Consider the following 21,696-nt stretch of genomic DNA (forward strand, 5'->3'; position numbering starts at 1 on the left):
TTAAATTTGCTCTTCTCAGCAAAAAAGCCCAACACCTGTTTTTAGGTGCTGAGCTTTTCACAAACTAAGATTAGTTCTGTTAGAAAGTTCTGATTGGAGTAATCAATTGGATAAAGCTTTCGCCATCTTCACTAGGCATCAACGTAAATGGCCGTAATGGAGAAGTGAAATCGATATTAACGTTGGTTTGACCAAAAGAACGTAAGGCATCCTTCATATAATCCGGGTTAAAGGAAATTTCTAATTCGTTTCCTTCTACTGACCGAGGTTCCATTGCTTCTTCAACGTTTCCGACATCTGGTGAATTACCATAGATGGTCACAATTTGTTGATCCGGATCAATAGTTAATTTAACTACGTTATTGCGAGATTCATGTGAAAGCAAGGAAGCTCGTTCTACTGAAGCCAATAATTCATGGGCGTCAAATTGGATTCTAGTATCAAATTCGGTTGGAATTAAACGAGTAGTATCTGGATAGTTACCTTCCAACAATCTGGAATAAAACATAGTGTCACCTAACATGAACAACACTTGGTTTTCAGTCACTAACAACGTAACGTTAGTTTGATCGTCAGCAATCATTTTGGTTAGCTCAGTAAGGCTATGTCCCGGTATTACAAAATCGTAATGACCATTAACAGGCTGGTCTAGCACTACTTTACGTTGACTCAATCGATGACTATCAGTAGCAACTGCCATCAATGAATTATCATCAATGGTGAAGTGCACCCCGGTTAAAATTGGGCGACTTTCTTGATTAGAAACCGCCATAACGGTTTGACTGACCACTTCTTTAAAGATATCTGCGGACAAAGTAATGGAATCATTAGTATCAATTTCTGGTAAATGAGGGTAATTACCTGCATCTAACCCGTTGATTTCAAAAGAAGATTGGCCAGAGGTGATCTTAGTTTGGAAATTATCACTAACTTCTAAAGTTAAAGTTTCCATTGGCAATTTTTTAATGATTTCAGTGAAAAATCTGGCAGGTAACACAATGTTGCCTGCTTCTGAAATTACTAGTTGGTTGTCTGGATCTTCGATTTGAACTGTAGTTTCAATAGAAATATCTGCATTACTACCAGTTAATACTAATCCCGTTACGTCAGCTGATAGCTTTAATCCAGTTAAAATAGGAATAGTGGTTTTTGATGAAATTGCTCTAGAAACGGTGTTTAAAGCCTTAATGAATGCGGCTCTGTTGATTGAAAGTTTCATGAAATGAAGATACCTCCCGGAAAGTGGTGTGTTATTTACTTAAGTAATAAAAAGATAGAAGCAGTAGTAGGGTCTGTGGAAGCTGTGGAAAACTTCTAGAAGTGGTGATTTACCAAGTTATCCCCATGTGGATAACTGTGTGCACAACTTTTGCTTATATCCGCTATTTATCAACAGCTATTATACCATTGAGTTTCGCAAAATACGGCTCAGATGAAAAATCGATCGAAATATTTTGCTATTTAAGGTGATTTAGCAAACAAAAATCTGGATTAGCCCATATAAAAAGGGGTTAACCCAGATTTTTTATTAGAATTCCAGTGTTTCTTTAGTTGCTTAATGCATTTTTTAAATCTTTAACTGCTTTTTGAACATCAGCATCGACCTTAATGACGTCACCGATTTTTTCGCAAGCATGGATAACGGTAGTGTGATCCTTACCACCAAATTCTTTGCCAATCTTAGGCAGGGAGTTAGAAGTTAATTCCCGAGAGAGATACATGGCAATTTGGCGAGGCATCACAATTGCTTTGTTGCGTTTTTTACCCTTTAAGTCACTTAATGATACGTGAAAATAGTCGGCAACTTTATTTTGAATATCAGCGATTGATAGTTCGTGATGTTCACTAGCTAAGTTTAAGCCCCGAAGAGCTTCATAAACTAACGCGGTGGTGATGGGTTCTTTGCGCAATTTGGCGTAAGCCTGAACTCGTGAAAGGGCGCCCTCTAATTCCCGAACGTTAGAATCAATTTGCCCAGCAATGTAACTGAGGGTTTCATTGGGAATATCTAACTGGTCAGCTTCGGCTTTGGCGCGCAAAATAGCGATCCGCGTTTCTAAATCTGGTGGAGTAATATCAACGGGCAAGCCCCAAGCAAAACGAGAAACTAATCGTTCTTGCAACTTAGGGATTTCTTGTGGCATCCGGTCAGAAGTCAAAACAATTTGTTTGCCGTTATTGTAGAGATCGTTGAAGGTGTGGAAAAATTCTTCTTGGGTTCCTTCTTTTTCAGCAAAAAATTGAATATCATCGACCATTAAAATATCAACGTTCCGGTATTCCTTGCGAAAGGCTTCCGTTTGGTTGGTTTGAATAGCGTTGATGAAATCATTGGTGAAGGCTTCACTGGTCACGTATTTAACGTTGACGTTAGGATCGTCTTCCAACATTCGGTTGCCAATGGCTTGCATCAAGTGGGTTTTTCCTAACCCCACGCCCCCGTAAAAGAATAACGGGTTATACAGTTTTCCGGGCTCTTCTGAAACTACTAACGCAGCGGCGTGGGCCATTTGATTGCCCTTACCGATAACGAAATTTTCAAAAGTGTAGGTCGGATTGATATGATTTTCCTTACTAAAGGAGAAGTCGGATTGTTCGACTTTTTGGGCCGGTGCAGGTTCTGCTTTTTTCGGCTCTTCGTATTTCTTGAGGTCGTCTTCTAAAATAAATTTGGGTTCGATATTGCCCTTAGTGGCGATGTAGGCATACTCGATCAAATTTTGGACGAGCTGGGACTGCCAATAATCACGGTGCAATTCAGAAGGTAAAGCCAACGTTAACGTTTGACCATCGAACGCTACCGGAATTACCGGTTTAATCCAGGTGTCATACGTAAGTGGAGCCATACTTTGCTGAAATGTTTTGGCGAGTTCATCCCATAGTGTGTCTTTATCAAGCACGAGTGGATCCCCCTTAGTCATTCGTTACAAAATTCATGCAAATTTATTTTAGCACCGATGACAAAAGTTTTCCACAGGTAAAAATAGCTTGTGGAAAATTGTTTCACAGGCAGGAATAGGGTTTTCCACAGGTATGTTTATAACTATGGAATTTCCCCTGCAAAATTTAGTTGTCACCAAGAAACTGTGGATAAATAAAGCCAGTCTTAACAAAGAATTTAAGACTGTTATCCATACTTATCCACAAGTTGTGCACAGGTGTTTTTCCTGCCTGTTTACTTGTGGAAAAACCGTTGATAAGCTTGTTAGTTGTTCCGCTACCAAAATTGAGTTATCCACAGCAATTGTTCATGAAACAATTTAATTTGTTCAAAAAAATACCGGTATTTTTGAAATTGACGGTTTGCGCTAACTTCTATTTATGGTATTATGTTTAAGAAATGCATTTGAACATAAAATTAATGCTTAAACGCGACACTAACAAAAGGAGGATTCTTTAGTTATGAAGAGAACTTATCAACCAAAGAAGCGTCATCGCGCTCGCGTTCATGGTTTCCGTAAGCGAATGAGTACCAGCAATGGTCGTAAAGTGTTAGCACGCCGACGTCAAAAAGGTAGAAAAGTATTGTCTGCATAGACCACTGACCATTCAGTGGTCTTTTTCATTTTTTAGACAGTTTTGGAGATGGATCATGCGAAAATCATACCGGGTTAAAAAAGAAGCGGACTTTCAGACCGTTTTTGAAACCCATAATTCAATCGCTAATCGACAATTTGTTATCTATTCTCTGGATAAACCGGAGCAACCCCATTTTCGGGTAGGAATTTCGGTAGGAAAGAAAATTGGTAACGCAGTACACCGGAATTGGGTCAAACGCCGAATTAGACAATCATTGTTGGAGTTAAAGCCCCAATTACGGCAAGACGTTGATTTTATTGTTATTGCTCGGCCATCAACTGATGGAATGTCAATGGCTGAAATCAAACGTGGCTTAATTCACGCCTTAAAATTAGCAAAGTTGCTAGACTTTGCGGATGATGATGAGGAATCAACAATTGAAGAAAAGAATTAAAAAAATCAGTGCCTTACTGGCCATGCTCAGTTTGACTGTCTTTTTAACGGCCTGTAGTAACGCACCGATCACTGAACACAGTACCGGTTTGTGGGATGGCTTAATCGTTTTAAACTTCTCACGAGCTATTATTTGGCTTTCTAAATTCTTCAACGATAATTATGGAATCGGGATTATTATCTTTACCATTATTATCCGGATTATCATTTTACCGTTGATGATTTTCCAAACACGCAGCATGCGCAAAACGCAAGAAATTCAACCGCAATTAAAGGCATTGCAACAAAAGTATTCTTCAAAAGATACTGAAACAATGCAAAAATTGCAGGAAGAACAACGGAAGTTATATGCCGAAGCGGGCGTTAACCCAATTGCCGGTTGTTTGCCATTGGTAATCCAATTACCAATCATCTTCGCTTTGTACCAAGCAATTTGGCGGACGAGTGTTTTGCGGACGGGTCACTTCTTGTGGTTACAATTAGGGGCTAAAGATCCATACTACATTCTGCCAATCTTAGCTGCAGTCTTCACCTTCTTCTCTTCATGGTTGAACATGAAGGGCCAACCAGAATCTAACTCAATGACGACGATGATGACGGTCGGAATGCCATTGATTATCTTCTTTACGGCGTTAAACGTTCCATCTGCCTTGTCACTTTACTGGGTAGTTACCAACGCTTTCCAAGTGGGTCAAACCTTGATTATTCAAAACCCTTGGAAGATCCAACGTGAACGAGAAGAAAAAATTCAAGCTGAACGAGATCGTGAACGGGCTAAGCAAAAAGCAATTAAAAAAGCTAAAAAGAGTAAACGTAAATAATAAAAAGCCACTCAGTATATTGCTGAGTGGCTTTTTTGTCGTTAAACCTTACGCATGTAAGAATGGGCAATACTAGGGAAAATATAAAGTAATCGTTCTACGTCCTCATGTGATATTCGATTTTCAATGATATCGGTTAACCCGTTGATGGTTTCTACCGCATCGTTACCGTAACTAACCGCTCCAACAACGATATTGTCTGCGTCATAAACGATGGTAATTCCACCACTAGTTTCGTTTCCTACCTGTCGGAACCAGTCAGTTGCGTAATCAAATTCGGCTATGTGGTATTTTTCAGGATAGGCTTTGGCTTCAGCCACTTCTACTCCGACTGCGGCGATTCTAGGGGAAGTAAAAACAGTATGTGGAATGGCCGGATAATTAATGGCCGCCGTAGTTTCCTGCTTGAATAAATGAGAGAGATAAAGGGACTCGAAAATGGCGGTGGGGGTGATTTTAGGGACCGTTTTTTGAATTACATCCCCAGTAGCGTAGATACCTGGTACGTTGGTTTGGAGGTGATCATCAACTTCAATTCCGGTTGCCTCATCAAATTTGAGTCCAATTCGATCAAGATCCATATTTTGAACGTTAGGCCGGCGACCACTAGCATCTAACACGTAATCGGCGGTTAACTGGTAGCCATCTGTACCATTCAGTTGGATGCCAGCTGTGGTTTGCCTAGCTTGTTCTATGGATTCACTGAAGTTGAACTTAACTCCACGAGATTGCAAGTCAGAAATGATTTTTTGAACGTAAGGTTGATAAAAGCCCCGTAAAACTTTAGTTCCCCGCAAGATGACGGTAACGTCACAACCGAATGCGTTCGCGATAGTGGCGGATTCCATTGCTACGTATCCACCACCGATAATTGCCATTTTGGCTGGTAAGTGCTCAGTTACTAAGAAATCGGTACTATCATGAAAAAGTTCACTTCCTGGAATTTCCATTCGATGGGGATGTTGTCCCGAAACAATTACGATTTTGGTGCTGGAATAATGGTGACCGTCAATGGAAACCGTATGGTCATCTACAAACTTAGCGTGGCCAGTTAAAATAGTCACTCCTGCGTTGACTAATTTCATTCGGTTACTTTCCGATAATCCATCGATTACTTCGTGTTTGTGTGCCATTAAATCTTCCCAATTTAAGGTAGGGATGCCGTTGAACCCTTTTCCCTGCAGTTGTTCTACCTGGCGCATAATTTCTACTGGGCGGTCCAGGGTGATCTTAGCATTACAGCCACGATTGGTACAAACACCACCAAAACGACCTTCTTCGGCAACGGCCACTTTTAATCCTGCCTGACTCATTGGAATTGCGCCATTATAGGCTCCTTGTCCACTACCAATAAATAAAACGTCAAAATCCATTTTACATACCCCCTACTGAATTAATTTTTATTTTAGCAAAAAAGGAACCTAGAGAGCTTAAAAATGATTTGTTTAACCAGTTTATGGTTATTTCCTTATTTATGGTATTATTGTTATGTTAACTTTAATGGTAGGAGGGCTGTTTGTGACTGAATTTACCGGAAAAAACATCGAAGAAGCAATTGACAAAGGATTGATAACAATGGGGATTCCCCGCGAAAAAGCGTTGATTACGGTAAAACGGTCCGCTAGCAACGGTTTTTTTGGCATCGGGCGCCAAATGGCATTGGTTGATATTACCATTGTTGAAGACAAAAAAGATACTGAAACCGCAGTCCATTCATACCGGCCACCAATGCGTAAAAATAAAATTCGGCCTGTTGATCCTGCTACCACGATTAAAAAATATCCACTAAAACCTAAAACCCAACGGTTATTGGCCGATCAAGTAGTTAATGACTTAACTGACTACCTAACGGATGTAATTAAAGCAATGGGCTTTGAATTAGGCATTACGGCTAACGTTAAAAACCGGCACTTGATTAGTTATGAATTGCAAACGGATAATGAAAACCGCTTAATTGGCCGTCATGGCCGTACCTTAAATGCGTTACAACAACTAGGCCAGATTTACGTTAATCGAAAAGGGGCCAACGATGTCACGGTTACATTAGACGTCGCCGGTTATCGGAAACGTCGTCAGGAAATTTTAACCAAAGTAGCGCATAAATCCGCTATGGAAGTAATTGCTAATGGGCGACCAATTCATTTAAATCCAATGCCAGCGTTTGAACGCAAAATTATTCACAAAGCGTTAGTCACCAACAAACACGTGGCCACTTATTCGTCAGGCAAGGGAAACCACCGCTCTATCGTGATCATCCCCCGTTAAATTTTGTTTGACAAACCAAATGAATTTGAATATTATATAGGTAATCATTCTTATCTTAACTAGGTAAAGTAGTGAAAGTGCTTTATCCACGCCTTTTTTGGCGTGGTGTGGGCACTTTTTTTGTATTCTAAATTCAATTATTAACGAAAGGAGCACAATTATGGTTTTAACCACAACTGATTTTGACACGATTGCTGCTATTTCAACTCCAGCTGGTGAAGGTGGAATTTCTATCATTCGGATTAGTGGAGATGATGCAGTCGACGTAGCTGCTCGCATTTATCGGGGCAAAAATTTGGCTAAAGTGGACACTAACACAATTAATTACGGCCACATTGTTGATCACGATACGGGAGATGACGTGGACGAAGTAATGGTTTCAGTGATGCGCGCCCCTAGGACGTACACTAAGGAAAACATCGTAGAAATAAACTGCCACGGTGGAATTGTGGCCACTAATAAAATTTTACAAATGGTATTAAGTAACGGCGCTAGAATGGCCGAACCAGGTGAATTTACCAAACGAGCTTTTTTGAATGGCCGAATTGATTTGTCTCAATCTGAAGCTGTAATGGATTTGATCGAAGCGAAAACTGATCGGTCTATGAAGGTAGCCATTAACCAATTAGATGGTAATTTATCCCACCTAATTCGAAATTTGCGGCAGGATATTTTGGATGTATTGGCCCAAGTAGAGGTTAATATCGACTATCCAGAGTATGATGACGTGGAAACCATGACCAGCCGCTTACTGCGGCAAAAGGCCGAACAGGTTCATGCTCAAATTGATCAGTTGCTAGTTACTGCCAAACAAGGCAAGATTTTGCGAGATGGGTTAGCGACCTCCATTATTGGTCGACCTAACGTGGGTAAATCAAGCTTGTTAAACCATTTACTCCATGAAGATAAGGCAATTGTTACTGATGTGCCGGGGACGACTCGGGATGTGTTGGAAGAATACGTTAACGTCCGCGGGGTACCGTTGAAGTTAATTGATACCGCCGGAATTCATGATACTGAAGATAAGGTCGAAAAAATCGGGGTAGATCGTTCCCGTAAGGCTATTGATAGCTCTGACTTGGTTATGTTGGTTTTAAATGCCAGCGAACCCCTGACTGCAGAAGATCGCGAATTAATTGACGCCACTGCTGGCAAACAACGAATCGTAGTTTTAAATAAAACGGATTTGCCTCAACAAATTGAGTTAGAAGAAGTTAAGCACTTAGTGGGAGGTAAAAACATCATTTCCACTTCGGCAATTAAAGCCAGTGGCCTCCAAGAACTAGAAGAACTTATCGCTCATTTATTCTTCAACGAAGGAATTGAAAATAGTCAAAACGATGTCGTCGTAACTAATGCCCGCCATATTGGACTATTAAACCGGGCGAACGCTTCCTTAAAAGCGGTCGTAGATGGTTTGGATAGTGGCCTGCCAGTTGATTTAGTTCAAATTGACATGACCAATTGTTGGGATTTGTTAGGTGAAATTACTGGCGACAGCTATCAAGATGAATTATTGGATCAGTTATTTAGCCAATTCTGTTTGGGTAAGTAACGTTTCATGTGAAACATTTATGGAGGAATCAACTCGTGAAAAGTTTACAAGTCAGCGAAGTTAAGCAGACTTACGCTGGTGATGATTACGATGTAATCGTTGTCGGCGCTGGCCACGCTGGAAGTGAAGCGGCATTAGCTGCTGCCAGAATGGGAAATAAAACCCTCTTAATTACCATTAATTTAGACATGGTAGCCTTTATGCCATGTAACCCATCAATTGGGGGCCCAGCTAAAGGGATTGTCGTTCGAGAAATCGACGCTCTTGGCGGTGAAATGGGTAAAAATATTGATAAAACTTACGTGCAAATGCGGATGCTAAACACTGGAAAGGGCCCTGCTGTTCAAGCGTTACGGGCTCAAGCAGATAAGCACGCTTACCACGCTGAAATGAAAGAAACACTAGAAAACGAACCTAATTTGACGTTACGTCAAGGGACGGTTGATGATTTGATCATCGAAGACGGCGAATGTCGGGGCGTTATCACTAATACTGGTGCCAAATACCGGGCTAAAGCGGTAGTAGTGTGTGCCGGAACGGCTGCTCGAGGCAAAATTATCATCGGAGAATTGATGTATGCTTCTGGTCCTAATAATTCTCAACCCGCTGAAAAGCTAACCGCTAATTTGGAAAAATTGGGCTTTGATTTGGAACGGTTTAAGACGGGGACTCCCCCACGGGTAGACGGCAAAACTATCGACTACTCGAAGACGGAACAACAACCCGGTGATGAAACGCCTAACTTCTTTAGTTATGAATCTAAGGACGAGGACTACCTTACTGTCAAGAATCAACTTTCCTGTTGGTTAACCTACACCAACGAAAAGACGCACGAAATTATCCGCGAAAACTTTGATCGAGCTCCGATGTTTACCGGAGTGATCGAAGGGGTGGGACCACGTTATTGCCCATCTATTGAAGATAAAATTGTTCGCTTTGCTGATAAGAAGCGCCATCAGTTATTCTTAGAACCTGAAGGTCGCCATACACAAGAATGGTACGTCCAAGGGCTTTCTACTTCCATGCCAGAAGAAGTGCAACAGGAATTTATTCACACGATTGCAGGCTTGGAACACGCTGAAATGATGCGACCAGGTTACGCGATTGAATATGACGTGGTTGCACCCTATCAGTTAAAACCAACCTTGGAAACTAAGGTCGTTAAAAACCTCTTTACCGCTGGCCAAACTAACGGAACATCTGGTTACGAAGAAGCTGCAGGCCAAGGATTAATTGCCGGAATTAACGCTGGTTTACGGGCTCAAGGCAAGCCAGGCTTTACTTTGAAGCGGGATGAAGCCTATATCGGAGTAATGATCGATGATTTGGTAACCAAGGGAACCAAGGAACCTTACCGGTTATTAACTAGTCGGGCCGAATACCGGTTATTGCTTAGAAATGACAATGCCGACATGCGCTTAACCGAAAAGGGGCACGAGTTAGGTTTGATTACTGACGATCGTTACGAAGCTTTTTTGGCTAAGAAAGCCGTTGTAGAAGCTGAATTGGATCGGTTAGCTAAGATTCGAATTAAGCCTAGCGAGGCAGTTAACGAGTTTATCACCGCCCACGGCGACAAGCCATTACAAGACGGTGTTATAGCTGCTATTTTCTTACGGCGGCCATATGTTGACTACCAAACGCTCTTGCAGTTCATTGATGCACCTGAGGAAGCATTAGGTCGCAGAGAAGTCGAACAAGTTGAAATTAGGACCAAGTATGCTGGCTACATTGCTAAAGCCGAAGAAAACGTTGAGAAGATGAAGAAGATGGAAGCTAAGAAGATTCCGGATAACATCGACTACGACGCCATCGACGGAATTGCAACTGAAGCTCACCAAAAATTAAAGCAAATTCAACCTGAAACACTAGCCCAAGCAGGTCGGATCAGCGGAGTTAATCCAGCTGATATTGCCATTTTGAGTGTGTATATCCAACAGGGAAAAATTGCAAAAGTCCAATAAAAAACATCGCCGTATGGCGATGTTTTTTTATTTATTCATCTTTACCTACATCCAATGCTTGGTGATGCAAGTTCTTAAATACATGAGTGTCAGCCCAGCCCGTAATGCCGCCTTGAGCTAGGAAGGCAAAAACCGTCCCTAAGCCGAAATTAGTAAATTGATGGGTAATTAAGAGTGCGATGAGGGCAAGGATGGTAGGTGGGATATAAGAAGCCCACATGGCTGGTGCAGCTTGGCCCTTGAAAAATTTGAATCGTAAGATTTGCATTAAGTCATCAGCGGGATGCAAAACTAGGTTAACCCGTTGATAAATTGAAATGGCGATCGCAATGAGAGCCACCCCGGCAAAGTTAATTAAGACGTAGAGGCCAATCATAAGGGGCGTCTTAGCTTCTGGAAAACCACTAAACAAATTAGGATACTTGCCCATGAAGAAATCTTCAAAGAGCTGAATTAAGGCTGAGAAGGGAACCATGAAGGCTAGATTACCTAAAATGCGTTTCCATTCAAATTTCTGTATTAACACGGCATTCAATAATGAGGTTAAAACTCCGATAATTAGAAAGGTCCAAAATAAATTCCAATGAACGGCGTTTCCAAAATTGGCTTCCGCTGCTGTCCAGTAGGCAGATCCTAAAAAAGACGGCATGATTTTGGCACTAGTAACTAGGGTTAAGACGTTACCAGCAGAGTTAATTACTAGTGAAAGGGCAAAGAATCCTAGTGAGGCAGCCATGGAAAGACTCCGGATTTTGGGTTTAATTTCAGTTTGCGGTTCAGTAGCTAAGACTTTATGATTCAGCAAAATTTCCACATCCTTTTCAATTAATTCTTAACGGTTATATTCCTTTAATGCCATGGCAAAATCACCAAGGGTAGCAGAACCATTTTCTTTAACGTTAGGCATGGTGATGTATTGCTCAAGTGGTGGAACTGCGACGTAATCGTTGAGTAATTCGGCAAATTGAGCGCGAACTTTATCAAGGAACCATTCACTAACAACTCCACCACCAAAGACGATCTTGTCTGGTCGAATAGTGAGTGTGGTTTGAATGGCGGCTTGGGCAACGTAGTAAGCCATAATGTCCCATACTTTGTGGTCGTGAGGAACGTCTTGACCGGAAATACCGAGGCGTGCTTCAAAAGTCGGGCCGGCTACCAAGCCTTCCAAACAATCATTGTGATAAGGACAGATACCAGCAAAATCAAGATCTTCTGGATGTCGCTTTAAGTAAACGTGGCCCATTTCTGGATGCCCTAAGCTTACCATAAATTCACCGTTATTAACGATGCCGGCGCCAACGCCAGTCCCAATAGTGTAGTAAACTAGTGAATCAACTTTTTCATTGAACAAAGTTGAAACCACGTATTCGCCATAAGCAGAGCCGTTCACGTCTGTAGTCCAAGCGATCGGAATATCAAAGGCTTGTTTGATGGTGCCGTAAAAATCGGTATTTTGCCAACCTGGTTTCGGGGTATTGGTGATATAACCGAAGTTATCAGCGTTGTGTCGTAATTCTAACGGTCCAAAAGAAGAAATGCCGATGGCTTTTAAATCTGGATACTGTTTAAAATAATCGACTACCCGTTGCAAAGTTTCTTCAGAGGTAGTGGTGGGAATGCGCACCTTATCTAAGGTTCTGTAATCTTCATTGCCGATAGCGCAAACAAATTTAGTTCCGCCGGCTTCAATACTGCCTAATTGCATAATTGGTACTCCTGTTAATTTTATTTTTAGTGAAATAAGTGGTTTTTAATTGATTGATACTATTATTGTAACTTAAAGAAAGCGGTTTATTTTAACCATTGGAACCGTTTTCTTTGATGATTAAACTGCTCTTATAACGATACAAACGTTTACATTTTTCCTTTAAAAAAATTTGAGCTTGTGCTAATTGGTCCCTTTTTTAGTGGTAGAAATAAAAAATCAACGTAATCGTGTAAACGTTTGTATTATAGTTAACGATTGTGAATGTCAAAATTAATTGCTATTGTGACAGCGATAAATGCTTGATGATTGTGAAATATTAAATTGAATTTGAATTTATTCATTAACAATAATCCAAATTGAAGCGCTTTAAAATATGCTAAGCTTTTATTGTAATTAATTTCACAATGAAGAGGTAATCACATGAAAGCATTAGTATTGGAAAACATTTCAGATATGCAGATCAAAGACTTGCCAGAACCTACTGTTAGTGGGGATGAAGTGAAGATTAAAGTTAAATACTCTGGGATTTGCGGGACAGATAAGCATCTTTACTTAGGCTTACCCGGTTCAGCAGATGCTGAAATGCCAGTTGTTTTGGGACACGAAAATTCTGGTGAAGTAGTAGCAGTTGGCCCAGACGTTGTTGACATTAAAGTGGGTGATCGAGTAGCAATCGACCCTAATATTTACTGTGGCTATTGTAAATATTGTCGCCAAGGACGGCCCCAATTGTGTGAACACCTAAGTGCGGTGGGAGTAACCCGCAATGGTGGCCTAGAAGAATATACCACCGCTCCGCAACGAGTAGTTTATCGGCTACCAGATTCAGTTTCTTATTTATCGGGTGCAATGGTTGAACCAATCAGCTGTGTGATGCACGGAATTAAACGTTTGAATTTAGAGCCTGCTCAAAAAGCTTTGGTGATTGGGGATGGCTTTATTGCCCAATTATTCACCCAAATTTTGGCTGCTAGTGGTTTGAGTCAAATTGATGTTTCTGGTCATTCTGATCGCAAACGAGAATTGATGAGTCGTTGTGGAACCACGCATTTCTACAATAATGCTACCGAAGAGGTTCCAACTGGTTACGACGTGGTCATTGAATGTGTGGGCTTGCCAGCGACCCAAACTGCAGCAGTAGAGCAAGCCGGTAAGGGTGGGCAGGTCTTAATGTTTGGGGTGGCTAATCCAACTGATACTTTTGCTCTTAACTCTTATGAAGTGTTCCAAAAGGAATTAGATATTAAGGGTTCCTTCATTAACCCATATGTTTTTGAAGACTCCATCGCTTTGTTAGCTAGTGGTAAGGTAAACGTGGAAATGTTGATTTCTGACGAAATTACTTTGGACCAAGTTGCTGATGATTTAGCTGGCAAGTTTGATCATCCCATCAATAAAGCCGTCGTCAATATTGAAAAGAGTCTATAAGGGGGACTAACAATGGCAATTACTGATCAATTAACTGATTTACAACACGTAGGAATTCCTACAGATAACTTGACTGCTACAATTGAATTTTATGAAGGATTGGGTTTTCAATTAGTCGGCCAATTTAAAAACGGAGCGGGAGAAGTGGCATTCTTGCGGTTTAACCACTTAACGATTGAAACGTGGACTGGTGATCCAGTGGTTCGCCAAGCTGGAGCCATTAACCATATTTCGTTAGATACTCAGGATGCTCAAGCAACCTTTGATGCTGCCCAAGCAGAGGGTTACACCGTTATTGAAGATCAGGTTCAAGAATTACCCTTTTGGGAACGTGGAATTAAGTATTTCAATATTTTAGGACCTAACGATGAAACCATCGAATTCTGTGAAATTGTGAAATAAGAAAAGCGCTAACCGTATTGGCTAGCGCTTTTTAATATCTTACTAGGGTAGTTTTGACTCGTTTAATATTGGTGGCTCGATTGGGGTCTTGAATTCGTTTCATGAGCAAGTCAAAGGCAACTTTGGCGATTTGGGCCGTTGGTTGTTTGGCAATTACCATCGGATAACGCATGACTTGTAGCCAGGGAGAATCGTCGAAGCTTCCTAAGATGATTTGAGGAAAATCACGATCGGTTAATCGGTGTAGGATGTGCAATAGAATCTGGTTATCAGCGGCGATAATGCCATCACAACGGAGGTTGTAAACTAGTTTGCCAGTTAAATCAGCTACATTAGCGTAATCAACTGTGCTAGCTAAAACTAAACGATCATCTAATGGCAATTCGGTTTGTGATAGTGCTTGGCGGTAACCCTGTAAGCGTTCGGTACTGGTGGTGCTAACCGGACTATTAATAAAACCGATTCGCTGGGCGCCTTGATGAAGCATAGTGGTAACTATTTCTGCGGCACCTTCAGTATTTTCGGTTAGAACTACGTCAAAATTTCCTTGAACTTCTTGGGGTTGCCGATCAATAAAAACAGTGGGGGTAGTGGAATCAAGATTAGTTAAAATATTGTTAACATCAGCAGTCGCAACAATTAGGCCATCCACCATCCGTTGTTGAAGAGCAGAAATCGCTTGTTGTTCACTAGCCGCATCTTCGTTAGTTCTGGCAATGATAATTTGGTAGTGGTTTTGTAGGGCCTGCTCTTCTAATTGATCGATGATTTCAGTGAAAAAAGACGTCAAAATATTAGAAATCACCACGCCTAAAGTAAAGGTTTTTTTGACCCGAATGCTACGGGCCAAATCATTGACTCGATAGCCTAGTTGATTAGCAATTTGTTGAATTCGTTGTTTAGTGGCCGGAGTTACTCGTGGACTATCATTTAAGGCTCTAGAGACGGTCGCTACTGATACACCGGCTTCTGTGGCAATTTCTTTGATTGTAATTTGAGAGTGCATGGAATCACCATCCTTTTGAAAAACTAACTTCATTTTAGTTGTTGCGGTTGAAGATGCCAATGCCTTGTTACAAAAGAGGTGTAATTGAAGCCACCAAATGACTTTAGTTACACCTCTTACTAATTTATTTATGAAATACCATTGAGCCAAGTGCCATTTTATGTTTTGAATAGTAGTGCAGGTTGAAATAATTATAACTTAGGGCCTTAGATTGACCTGGTCGATATAATTTTAAGCGATATTTATTATGGCCCAGGTACTTGGTATAGGTTTTGGTATATGCGTACTGGTAGCCATCTTGAAAAGCAAATTTGAACTTGACGGTCGATTTGCCGATATTATAAATGGGAGTCCCTGATTTTTTAGGACCACGCCAGTAACCACGTAGCTTGGCAGGGATAGATTTGTGATATTTAGCTGCGTGAGCGACTTCAGATTGGTTATTTAATTGTAAACCGCCAATCGTAAAAAGGGTTGTGGCCACACAGATTGTGGTTAAGGATTTAGAAATTGATTTCATGATAATTCCTCCTAAGCTGAATTTTATTAAGGATATGGATAAAATGAACGCTTGCTGACCTTACCTGAAAACTTGTAATAGGTGTCGTAACTACTGCTTCCCATTTTAAATAGGATTTTATGAGCATTGACTTTATGGGCGTACCAACTCACTTTGTTTTTATACATAAGGGAATTATGGTAGGTTTCCACGATTTTATAGGTTCCATGGCCTAAGTATTTATATTTGGGACGACTCATAATAAAATGGTTCCCTTGAATAACGTCCGACTTGGCTTTTTTACCAGTAAACGTTAATGCTTTATAGCTCCACAAATGTTGGCTGTTGTTAATGTTGATCTTGTTTAGCTTACTGCGCCAATGGCCTTTGATAGCCTTCGGGGTGCCTTTATGCCAACTAGCATCTGCAGCTGGTTGATTGATTTGGGTTAATCCCCCTAAGGTTAACCCTAACATCAACGCGAGTGAACCGATGATCTTCTTCTTCATACGTAACTCCTCCATAAGTTATAGTTCAATAACATATTATCATTGATATCATAACTTGAAAATGATTGATTAACTAATACGGAATAACTTAAAAAATAAATTAACGTAAGAAGTTATGAATAAAAAACAGTGTTCTTATTTTTGCAACGTCAGTCCACTATTCAAACCATTCTAATACTTCAACTACCGTTAATTGCTCCTTATCATCTCCCCGCACATCATGCGTGATCTGTCCGTCTTGAACCATAATTAACCGGTTGCCGTAATATAAGGCGTCCTCCATTTTGTGGGTAATCATTAAGCTAGTTAAACGTTGAGAATTAACTAGGTTAGCTGTTAGTTTCATTACCGCCGCGCTAGTTTTAGGGTCTAGTGCAGCGGTATGCTCGTCGAGTAATAACAAATCAGGTTGTTTTTGGGCTGCCATCAATAATGAAAGGACTTGGCGTTGCCCCCCGGATAAGTATTTGGCCGGAGTATCCATGAAACGCTCTAGGCCCATTTGGGGTTGTTGCAATAGGGATTTAAGTTCAGTTGGTGCCAAATTGCCACGGTAGGGACGTAAGCTAAAATGGCGCTTAGAACTAGCTACTGCCAGATTTTGGGAACTGGTTAATTCCCCGGCAGTTCCAGCTTGGGGATCCTGAAAGACTCGCGCAATGTGCTTAGCCCGTTTAGTCACGTTTTGGTTGGTAACGTCACGATTTTTGATGTAAATAGAACCGGTATCAGCCGTTAAATTACCAGCAATTACGTTTAAGAGAGTCGACTTGCCGGCCCCGTTATTGCCAATGACCGAAATGAAGTCTCCAGGATAAATGGTTAGATTAATGTCTTTTAGGATATGTTTAGGCAAATTATTTTCCGTAAAGAATACTTTGTTGACCGATTGTATTTCTAAAATGGCGGTGGAATTATTCATGGGTGTTGCCCTCCTCTAACTGGTGAAAATATTTTTGTAATTGGCGGCGGTGACTTAACTTAGCCTGCCAGAGTGGCAAGACAATCACTACTACTAAAATGAATGCCGACATGATTTTTAAATCATTGGGGTTAATGCCCCAAGACATTGCGATGGTTAATAACAGCCGGTACACAACGGCTCCTACCACCATTGCACTTAAACGCAGCCACATTTTCCGGGAACGCAAAAAGATTTCGCCGGCTAAAACAGAAGCTAACCCAATAACGATCGTACCCACTCCCATGCCGATATCCGCAAATCCGTTGCTCTGCGCGACTAACGATCCAGATAGGGCGATAAGACCGTTAGAGATGGCATAGCCAATGATGGTCATGGCATTCACGCTGATGCCATTGGCAGCACTCATAATGGGGTTGTTGCCCACCGTGGTTAATGACAATCCGTTATTAGTTTGAAAATACCACCAGAGGACTGCCACAATAACAACATCGATTAGGACTCCAATAATCACAGTTTGCCAATTTAGGTCCCAATTAGCTGGAAGGTAGTTAGTTAATACTTTTTCGGTAGTTAAGGCGATATTGGCGCGCCCCATAATGTGGATGTTGACGGAATACAATCCGGTCATGGTTAAAATGCCGGCTAAGAGTGATGGAATATGAAATATAGTATCTAAAATACCGGTGACAACTCCAGCCAGACACCCCGCCAAAAAGCCTGCCATGGTGGCCGCAATTACGTTGTGTCCTTGAGTCAACATACTAATGGTGATGGCCGCGCCTAAGGGAAAACTCCCTTCAGCGGTCAAATCTGGAATGTCCAAAATACGGTAAGTTAAAAATACCCCAATGGCTAATCCGGCCCATAAAAGGCCCTGTCCAATTCCTGCAATTATCATCTTGTTACCTCCTTAAGGTTGCTTAATAGTTTTCAGGTTGATCCCGATGAGCTTAGCGTTAGTCGAATTAACGTAAAGTTGTAAATGGTTGGCAGTTTCTACCGGCGTGGTTGATGGTGACTGTTGCTTGAGAATGACTCGAGCGGCCATTTGAGCCGTTTGTTTACCTAAATCCCGGTAATTTAATCCGTAAGTAGCCGTTCCGCCAGCCTGGGCCATTTCGATTGAACCGGTAACCACCGGAATCTGTGCTCGTTGGGAATTTTTGCCGATGATACTCATTGCACTAGCCATTAAATTATCGGTGGGAACGTAGAGACCACTAATTTGAGAGGTGAAGTTGGCTAAGGCGGATTGAATATCGTTAGTAGTGGTGACACTGATAGTTTTTAACTTGAGGTGGTGATTCTTTGCGTATTGTTTGGCCGTCGCCACTTGAGCAAGGGAGTTTTCTTCTGATGAATTGTAAATAACGCCTAATGGCTTCTTCGACTTAGACAGGGATGTTAATAGTTGTAGTTGCTTGGTAACTGGGGCTTTATCGCTGGTTCCACTGACGTTAGTCTCCGGTTTTTGAATTGAGTGGACTAGTCCTGCAGCTTTGAGGTCTGTCACCGCCGTAGTTAAAATTGGTAGGCGGTTAGTTTTACGAGCCAAAGTTTGGGCTGCCGGAGTCCCGATGGCCAACAATAATTGTGAGTTTTGAAGAGTTAATTGCTGAGCCATCGTATTTAAGTTAGCTTGGTCGCCCTGGGCGTTTTGATAATCGTATTGAATTTGCCAAGTGGGATGCACCTGCTTAATTTGGTGAGTCAATTCCGTTTGAAATCCTTGTCTAGCGGCATCTAAGGAACCGTGTTGTACGATTTGCAAAATGCCAATCCGGATGGTTTTTTGATGGTTGGCTTGAGTACCGCAGCCAGATAAGCTGATCAGGCCTAGACTAGTTGCTATAACTACTAAAAATTTTTTCATGGGCTCCTCCTTAATTTTGAACAAGAAAAAAGCCAGCTAGACTGAAATTCAATCTAACTGGCTTGGGCCCAATAGTATTATTTCCCAGTTAGATGTGAATGGCGCATCTAACCGGCTAAGTTCATGTTGAAAAGCTTTAGCTCTTGATTAGATACGAACGCAATTCGTGCGCTCGTATCTAATCAATGTCGAATACAAACGCTATCTAAAGAAAAAGCTAAAGGCAAATTTATTATTCAATTGTGAGTGGTTATTGGAATAAATGTTCATAACAGCTACCTCGTTCAATTGATGTTTTAAGGGTAGCATTGCATAGGGGAAGGTGTCAATGAAAAATGGGTAGCTGATATATAAATTAGATTTTTGGGATGATAAATCTAATTTACTTACTGCTTTATTTTTTGATTTAGATACTCACATACTGCCCCTACCAAATTAGCATCATTTAAAAACTGACAGTTAATAACGTCGATATTTAATGGAGTGCCATTTTGCTTTAAAAGATCATTAACTCGTTTATTTAACTCCGTTATTAACTCTTGTCGAGCAGAAACGCCACCTCCAATCACTAATCTTTGGGGACTAAAATTAACCACTAAATTGTACGCTGCAAGGCTTAAAGTATCATATAGTTCATTGACGCATTTACGAGCTAATTGATCACCATTGTCCGCAGCAGTAAAAACTTCTTTGCCAGTGAGATTAGTGGAGCTATCAGTTAGTTGATTGTATTTTTCTGCCATTTTGACGGGACTACCTAGTTGACTCAATGTCTCACCCGTAGAGTTCATAATGGCATAGCCGAACTCGCCGGCAAAATTAGCTTCACCACCAAATAACTGATTATTGACAATTATGGCGCCACCAACGCCGGTACCGATAATCATAAAGGCTGCACTATTAACATCTTTGGCGTTACCCCAAACATGTTCGGCTAAAGCCGCGCAATTAGCATCGTTTTGAATGCTTACTGGGAGGTTCAATTCTCTAGATAACAGGTCTTTAAATGGAATGCTATTCAGATAATCCACCGCGCTAATCCCCGAAATTGATCCGGTAGTTACGTTAACACAACCAGGAACGCTAACAGCAGCCCCAATAATATTAGTGAAAGCAGTTTGTTCCAGTGTATTTTTCACTTCTTTTAAAGCAGTTAGCATAGTTGTTGTGGTTGTCGGAGTGCTGAAACTGCCTTTATTTGAAAGTTTCTGATCTTGCCACAGACCGTATTTAACGGAAGTACCACCGATATCGATTGCTAAAATCGCATTAGCTGTCATGTTAATCACCTTCATAGTTTAAGTCCGCACCGTTGGATTCAATGACCCGTTGGTACCAGGCAAATGAATCCTTTTTGAATCGTTGAAGACTACCACTACCATCGTCGTTACGATCTACGTAAATAAAACCATAACGTTTAGATAGTTGGCCGGTACTAGCAGAAACAATATCAATGGCACTCCACGGAGTATACCCCATAACTGGGATGCCATCTTTTAGAATTGAGAGTTTCATTTGTTTTATGTGGCTTCGTAAGTAATCAATTCGGTATTGATCGTGAACTTGGTGATCCTTAGTTAAGTGGTCAATTGCTCCGATTCCGTTTTCAACGATAAACAGGGGCACGTGATAACGATCGTTTAGCCAATTAAGGGAGTAACGCAATCCTTCAGGATCGATTTGCCAACCCCAATCTGATTTAGGGACATAATTATTTTTAACCAGGTCGGTTGCTTCGTTATAAGAATAAAATTCATCTTCTTTATCGCTAGCGGCGGTGGTAAAAGACATGTAATAACTAAGTCCTAAGTAATCAACGGTCCCCTTTTTAAGAATAGCCAAATCCTCTTCAGTAATGTCCAAGTTGAACTTTTTGGCTTTTTGATAATTAACTAGCCATTGCGGATAAGATCCTAAGACCTGAACATCTGACAGCCAGTATCTAGTTTGCATGGCCCGTTGAGCTTTAAGAATATCTTGAGGTTTATTGCTGGCGGGATAAACAGGAGTCATAGCGATCATGGCCCCGACTTGAAAATCAGGATTGATTTGATGGGCGATTTGAACGGCTAATGCACTGGCGACGGTTTCGTAGTGGCCGGCTTGATACATTACGGCTTCTGGATTTTCACCATTATGGATTTTAATTCCGGAATTAGTAAATAAGGTAAATTCGCGATCGTAGTTAACTTGGTTATTGATTTCGTTAAAAGTAAGCCAGTACTTGACTTGATTACGATAACGCTTAAAGACCGTTTCAGCAAATCTAGTGAAAAAAGTGATGACTTTGCGATTTCTGAACCCACCATATTCGGTTACCAAGTGATAAGGCATTTCAAAATGAGAGAGGGTAACTACTGGTTCAATATTGTATTTTAAGCATTCAGCAAACAACCGATCATAAAATTTTAGTCCGTCTTCATTCGGTTCTTCCTCGTCACCTTGCGGAAAAATTCGAGACCAAGCAATGGAAGTTCGAAAACACTTAAAGCCCATTTCGGCGAATAGTTTAACGTCTTCAGGATAATGATGGTAAAAATCGACGGCTTCGTGATTGGGATAAAAATAACTGGGATCGATCCCGGTAGTGATTGTTCGCTCTGACCGATTACCTGCTGAGGTCATCACATCAGCAACACTTAATCCTTTACCGACTTCCTCGTAAGCACCTTCAACTTGATGGGCAGCAACCGCGCCACCCCATAAAAAATTATTTGGTAATTCTTGATTTGTCATATTATTTCTCCTAAAAAAATGCGATAACCA

At 41.1% G+C, this 21,696-nt stretch carries 21 protein-coding genes; 8 read left to right on the plus strand and 13 right to left on the minus strand.

The genetic code is table 11. The annotated features are described in order from the left end of the window. Positions 1–79: 79 nt before the first annotated feature. Both dnaN and dnaA read right to left on the minus strand, forming a co-directional pair. Entirely contained in the window at positions 80–1,219 is a 1,140-nt protein-coding gene (dnaN, locus tag OXT66_RS01015) for a DNA polymerase III subunit beta (RefSeq protein WP_268595213.1), read from the minus strand. Positions 1,220–1,547: 328 nt separating this feature from the next. Further along, complete coding sequence (gene dnaA / locus OXT66_RS01020) at positions 1,548–2,900, minus strand: chromosomal replication initiator protein DnaA (protein WP_268595214.1); 1,353 nt, start codon at positions 2,898–2,900, stop codon at positions 1,548–1,550. A 502-nt stretch (positions 2,901–3,402) separates the two neighbouring features. Here dnaA and rpmH point away from each other — a divergent pair. The 3 genes from rpmH to yidC are packed head-to-tail and all read left to right on the plus strand — an operon-like array spanning position 3,403 to position 4,793. After that, entirely contained in the window at positions 3,403–3,537 is a 135-nt protein-coding gene (gene rpmH / locus OXT66_RS01025; RefSeq protein ID WP_003550985.1) for a 50S ribosomal protein L34, read from the plus strand. Between the two features lie 55 nt (positions 3,538–3,592). Further along, positions 3,593–3,973: a ribonuclease P protein component gene (gene rnpA, locus OXT66_RS01030; protein WP_268595215.1), complete on the plus strand. Its 381-nt coding sequence runs from the start codon at positions 3,593–3,595 to the stop codon at positions 3,971–3,973. Then, positions 3,957–4,793, plus strand: coding sequence for a membrane protein insertase YidC (yidC, locus tag OXT66_RS01035; protein WP_268595216.1), 837 nt, complete (start codon positions 3,957–3,959; stop codon positions 4,791–4,793). The genes rnpA and yidC overlap by 17 nt, the downstream gene beginning before the upstream one ends. Before the next feature lie 41 nt (positions 4,794–4,834). On the opposite strand, the gene OXT66_RS01040 is transcribed toward yidC, so the two are convergent. After that, entirely contained in the window at positions 4,835–6,166 is a 1,332-nt protein-coding gene (locus OXT66_RS01040) for a dihydrolipoyl dehydrogenase family protein (protein ID WP_268595217.1), read from the minus strand. A 145-nt stretch (positions 6,167–6,311) separates the two neighbouring features. Here OXT66_RS01040 and jag point away from each other — a divergent pair, with 145 nt between their 5' ends. The 3 genes from jag to mnmG all read left to right on the plus strand — a co-directional run bounded on the left by jag (position 6,312) and on the right by mnmG (position 10,577). Beyond that, entirely contained in the window at positions 6,312–7,058 is a 747-nt protein-coding gene (gene jag, locus OXT66_RS01045; protein ID WP_268595218.1) for an RNA-binding cell elongation regulator Jag/EloR, read from the plus strand. 160 nt (positions 7,059–7,218) lie between these two features. After that, entirely contained in the window at positions 7,219–8,613 is a 1,395-nt protein-coding gene (mnmE, locus tag OXT66_RS01050) for a tRNA uridine-5-carboxymethylaminomethyl(34) synthesis GTPase MnmE (RefSeq protein WP_268595219.1), read from the plus strand. 35 nt (positions 8,614–8,648) lie between these two features. Next, on the plus strand, positions 8,649–10,577 hold the full coding sequence (gene mnmG / locus OXT66_RS01055) for a tRNA uridine-5-carboxymethylaminomethyl(34) synthesis enzyme MnmG (RefSeq protein WP_268595220.1): 1,929 nt from the start codon (positions 8,649–8,651) through the stop codon (positions 10,575–10,577). Between the two features lie 31 nt (positions 10,578–10,608). On the opposite strand, the gene OXT66_RS01060 is transcribed toward mnmG, so the two are convergent. Beyond that, positions 10,609–11,379: a fructose permease gene (locus tag OXT66_RS01060; protein WP_268595433.1), complete on the minus strand. Its 771-nt coding sequence runs from the start codon at positions 11,377–11,379 to the stop codon at positions 10,609–10,611. A gap of 30 nt (positions 11,380–11,409) precedes the next feature. Next, entirely contained in the window at positions 11,410–12,285 is an 876-nt protein-coding gene (gene scrK, locus OXT66_RS01065) for a fructokinase ScrK (protein ID WP_268595221.1), read from the minus strand. Between the two features lie 423 nt (positions 12,286–12,708). Between scrK and OXT66_RS01070 the strand changes: the two genes are divergently transcribed. Both OXT66_RS01070 and OXT66_RS01075 read left to right on the plus strand, forming a co-directional pair. Then, on the plus strand, positions 12,709–13,716 hold the full coding sequence (locus OXT66_RS01070; protein WP_268595222.1) for a zinc-dependent alcohol dehydrogenase family protein: 1,008 nt from the start codon (positions 12,709–12,711) through the stop codon (positions 13,714–13,716). A 12-nt stretch (positions 13,717–13,728) separates the two neighbouring features. Further along, positions 13,729–14,118 (plus strand): VOC family protein, encoded by a 390-nt coding sequence (locus OXT66_RS01075; RefSeq protein ID WP_268595223.1) that lies wholly within the window; start codon positions 13,729–13,731, stop codon positions 14,116–14,118. A gap of 31 nt (positions 14,119–14,149) precedes the next feature. Here the strand turns inward: OXT66_RS01075 and OXT66_RS01080 are convergent, their stop codons facing one another. The 8 genes from OXT66_RS01080 to OXT66_RS01115 form a co-directional block, all read right to left on the minus strand. Continuing rightward, entirely contained in the window at positions 14,150–15,124 is a 975-nt protein-coding gene (locus OXT66_RS01080; protein ID WP_268595224.1) for a LacI family DNA-binding transcriptional regulator, read from the minus strand. Between the two features lie 124 nt (positions 15,125–15,248). Further along, positions 15,249–15,644, minus strand: coding sequence for a hypothetical protein (locus tag OXT66_RS01085; RefSeq protein ID WP_268595225.1), 396 nt, complete (start codon positions 15,642–15,644; stop codon positions 15,249–15,251). Between the two features lie 26 nt (positions 15,645–15,670). Further along, positions 15,671–16,132 (minus strand): hypothetical protein, encoded by a 462-nt coding sequence (locus tag OXT66_RS01090; protein WP_268595226.1) that lies wholly within the window; start codon positions 16,130–16,132, stop codon positions 15,671–15,673. A gap of 157 nt (positions 16,133–16,289) precedes the next feature. Next, positions 16,290–17,054, minus strand: coding sequence for an ABC transporter ATP-binding protein (locus OXT66_RS01095; protein ID WP_268595227.1), 765 nt, complete (start codon positions 17,052–17,054; stop codon positions 16,290–16,292). Then, positions 17,047–17,955: an ABC transporter permease gene (locus OXT66_RS01100; protein ID WP_268595228.1), complete on the minus strand. Its 909-nt coding sequence runs from the start codon at positions 17,953–17,955 to the stop codon at positions 17,047–17,049. The genes OXT66_RS01095 and OXT66_RS01100 overlap by 8 nt, the downstream gene beginning before the upstream one ends. A gap of 12 nt (positions 17,956–17,967) precedes the next feature. Continuing rightward, positions 17,968–18,930 (minus strand): ABC transporter substrate-binding protein, encoded by a 963-nt coding sequence (locus OXT66_RS01105; RefSeq protein WP_268595229.1) that lies wholly within the window; start codon positions 18,928–18,930, stop codon positions 17,968–17,970. 386 nt (positions 18,931–19,316) lie between these two features. After that, positions 19,317–20,210 (minus strand): ROK family protein, encoded by an 894-nt coding sequence (locus tag OXT66_RS01110; protein ID WP_268595230.1) that lies wholly within the window; start codon positions 20,208–20,210, stop codon positions 19,317–19,319. A gap of 1 nt (position 20,211) precedes the next feature. After that, on the minus strand, positions 20,212–21,666 hold the full coding sequence (locus tag OXT66_RS01115; RefSeq protein ID WP_268595231.1) for a 6-phospho-beta-glucosidase: 1,455 nt from the start codon (positions 21,664–21,666) through the stop codon (positions 20,212–20,214). Between the last annotated feature and the right edge of the window lie 30 nt (positions 21,667–21,696).

Origin of the sequence: Lentilactobacillus senioris, assembly GCF_026798195.1 — a bacterium.
Taxonomy (GTDB): Bacteria; Bacillota; Bacilli; order Lactobacillales; family Lactobacillaceae; genus Lentilactobacillus; species Lentilactobacillus senioris_A.

Coding starts and splice junctions, on each gene's coding strand:
- dnaN (WP_268595213.1), bottom strand. CDS start 1,219: ATGAAACTTTCAATCAACAGAGCCGCATTCATTAAGGCTTTAAACACC.
- rpmH (WP_003550985.1), top strand. CDS start 3,403: ATGAAGAGAACTTATCAACCAAAGAAGCGTCATCGCGCTCGCGTTCAT.
- rnpA (WP_268595215.1), top strand. CDS start 3,593: ATGCGAAAATCATACCGGGTTAAAAAAGAAGCGGACTTTCAGACCGTT.
- OXT66_RS01040 (WP_268595217.1), bottom strand. CDS start 6,166: ATGGATTTTGACGTTTTATTTATTGGTAGTGGACAAGGAGCCTATAAT.
- mnmE (WP_268595219.1), top strand. CDS start 7,219: ATGGTTTTAACCACAACTGATTTTGACACGATTGCTGCTATTTCAACT.
- scrK (WP_268595221.1), bottom strand. CDS start 12,285: ATGCAATTAGGCAGTATTGAAGCCGGCGGAACTAAATTTGTTTGCGCT.
- OXT66_RS01070 (WP_268595222.1), top strand. CDS start 12,709: ATGAAAGCATTAGTATTGGAAAACATTTCAGATATGCAGATCAAAGAC.
- OXT66_RS01075 (WP_268595223.1), top strand. CDS start 13,729: ATGGCAATTACTGATCAATTAACTGATTTACAACACGTAGGAATTCCT.
- OXT66_RS01080 (WP_268595224.1), bottom strand. CDS start 15,124: ATGCACTCTCAAATTACAATCAAAGAAATTGCCACAGAAGCCGGTGTA.
- OXT66_RS01085 (WP_268595225.1), bottom strand. CDS start 15,644: ATGAAATCAATTTCTAAATCCTTAACCACAATCTGTGTGGCCACAACC.
- OXT66_RS01090 (WP_268595226.1), bottom strand. CDS start 16,132: ATGAAGAAGAAGATCATCGGTTCACTCGCGTTGATGTTAGGGTTAACC.
- OXT66_RS01095 (WP_268595227.1), bottom strand. CDS start 17,054: ATGAATAATTCCACCGCCATTTTAGAAATACAATCGGTCAACAAAGTA.
- OXT66_RS01100 (WP_268595228.1), bottom strand. CDS start 17,955: ATGATAATTGCAGGAATTGGACAGGGCCTTTTATGGGCCGGATTAGCC.
- OXT66_RS01105 (WP_268595229.1), bottom strand. CDS start 18,930: ATGAAAAAATTTTTAGTAGTTATAGCAACTAGTCTAGGCCTGATCAGC.
- OXT66_RS01110 (WP_268595230.1), bottom strand. CDS start 20,210: ATGACAGCTAATGCGATTTTAGCAATCGATATCGGTGGTACTTCCGTT.
- OXT66_RS01115 (WP_268595231.1), bottom strand. CDS start 21,666: ATGACAAATCAAGAATTACCAAATAATTTTTTATGGGGTGGCGCGGTT.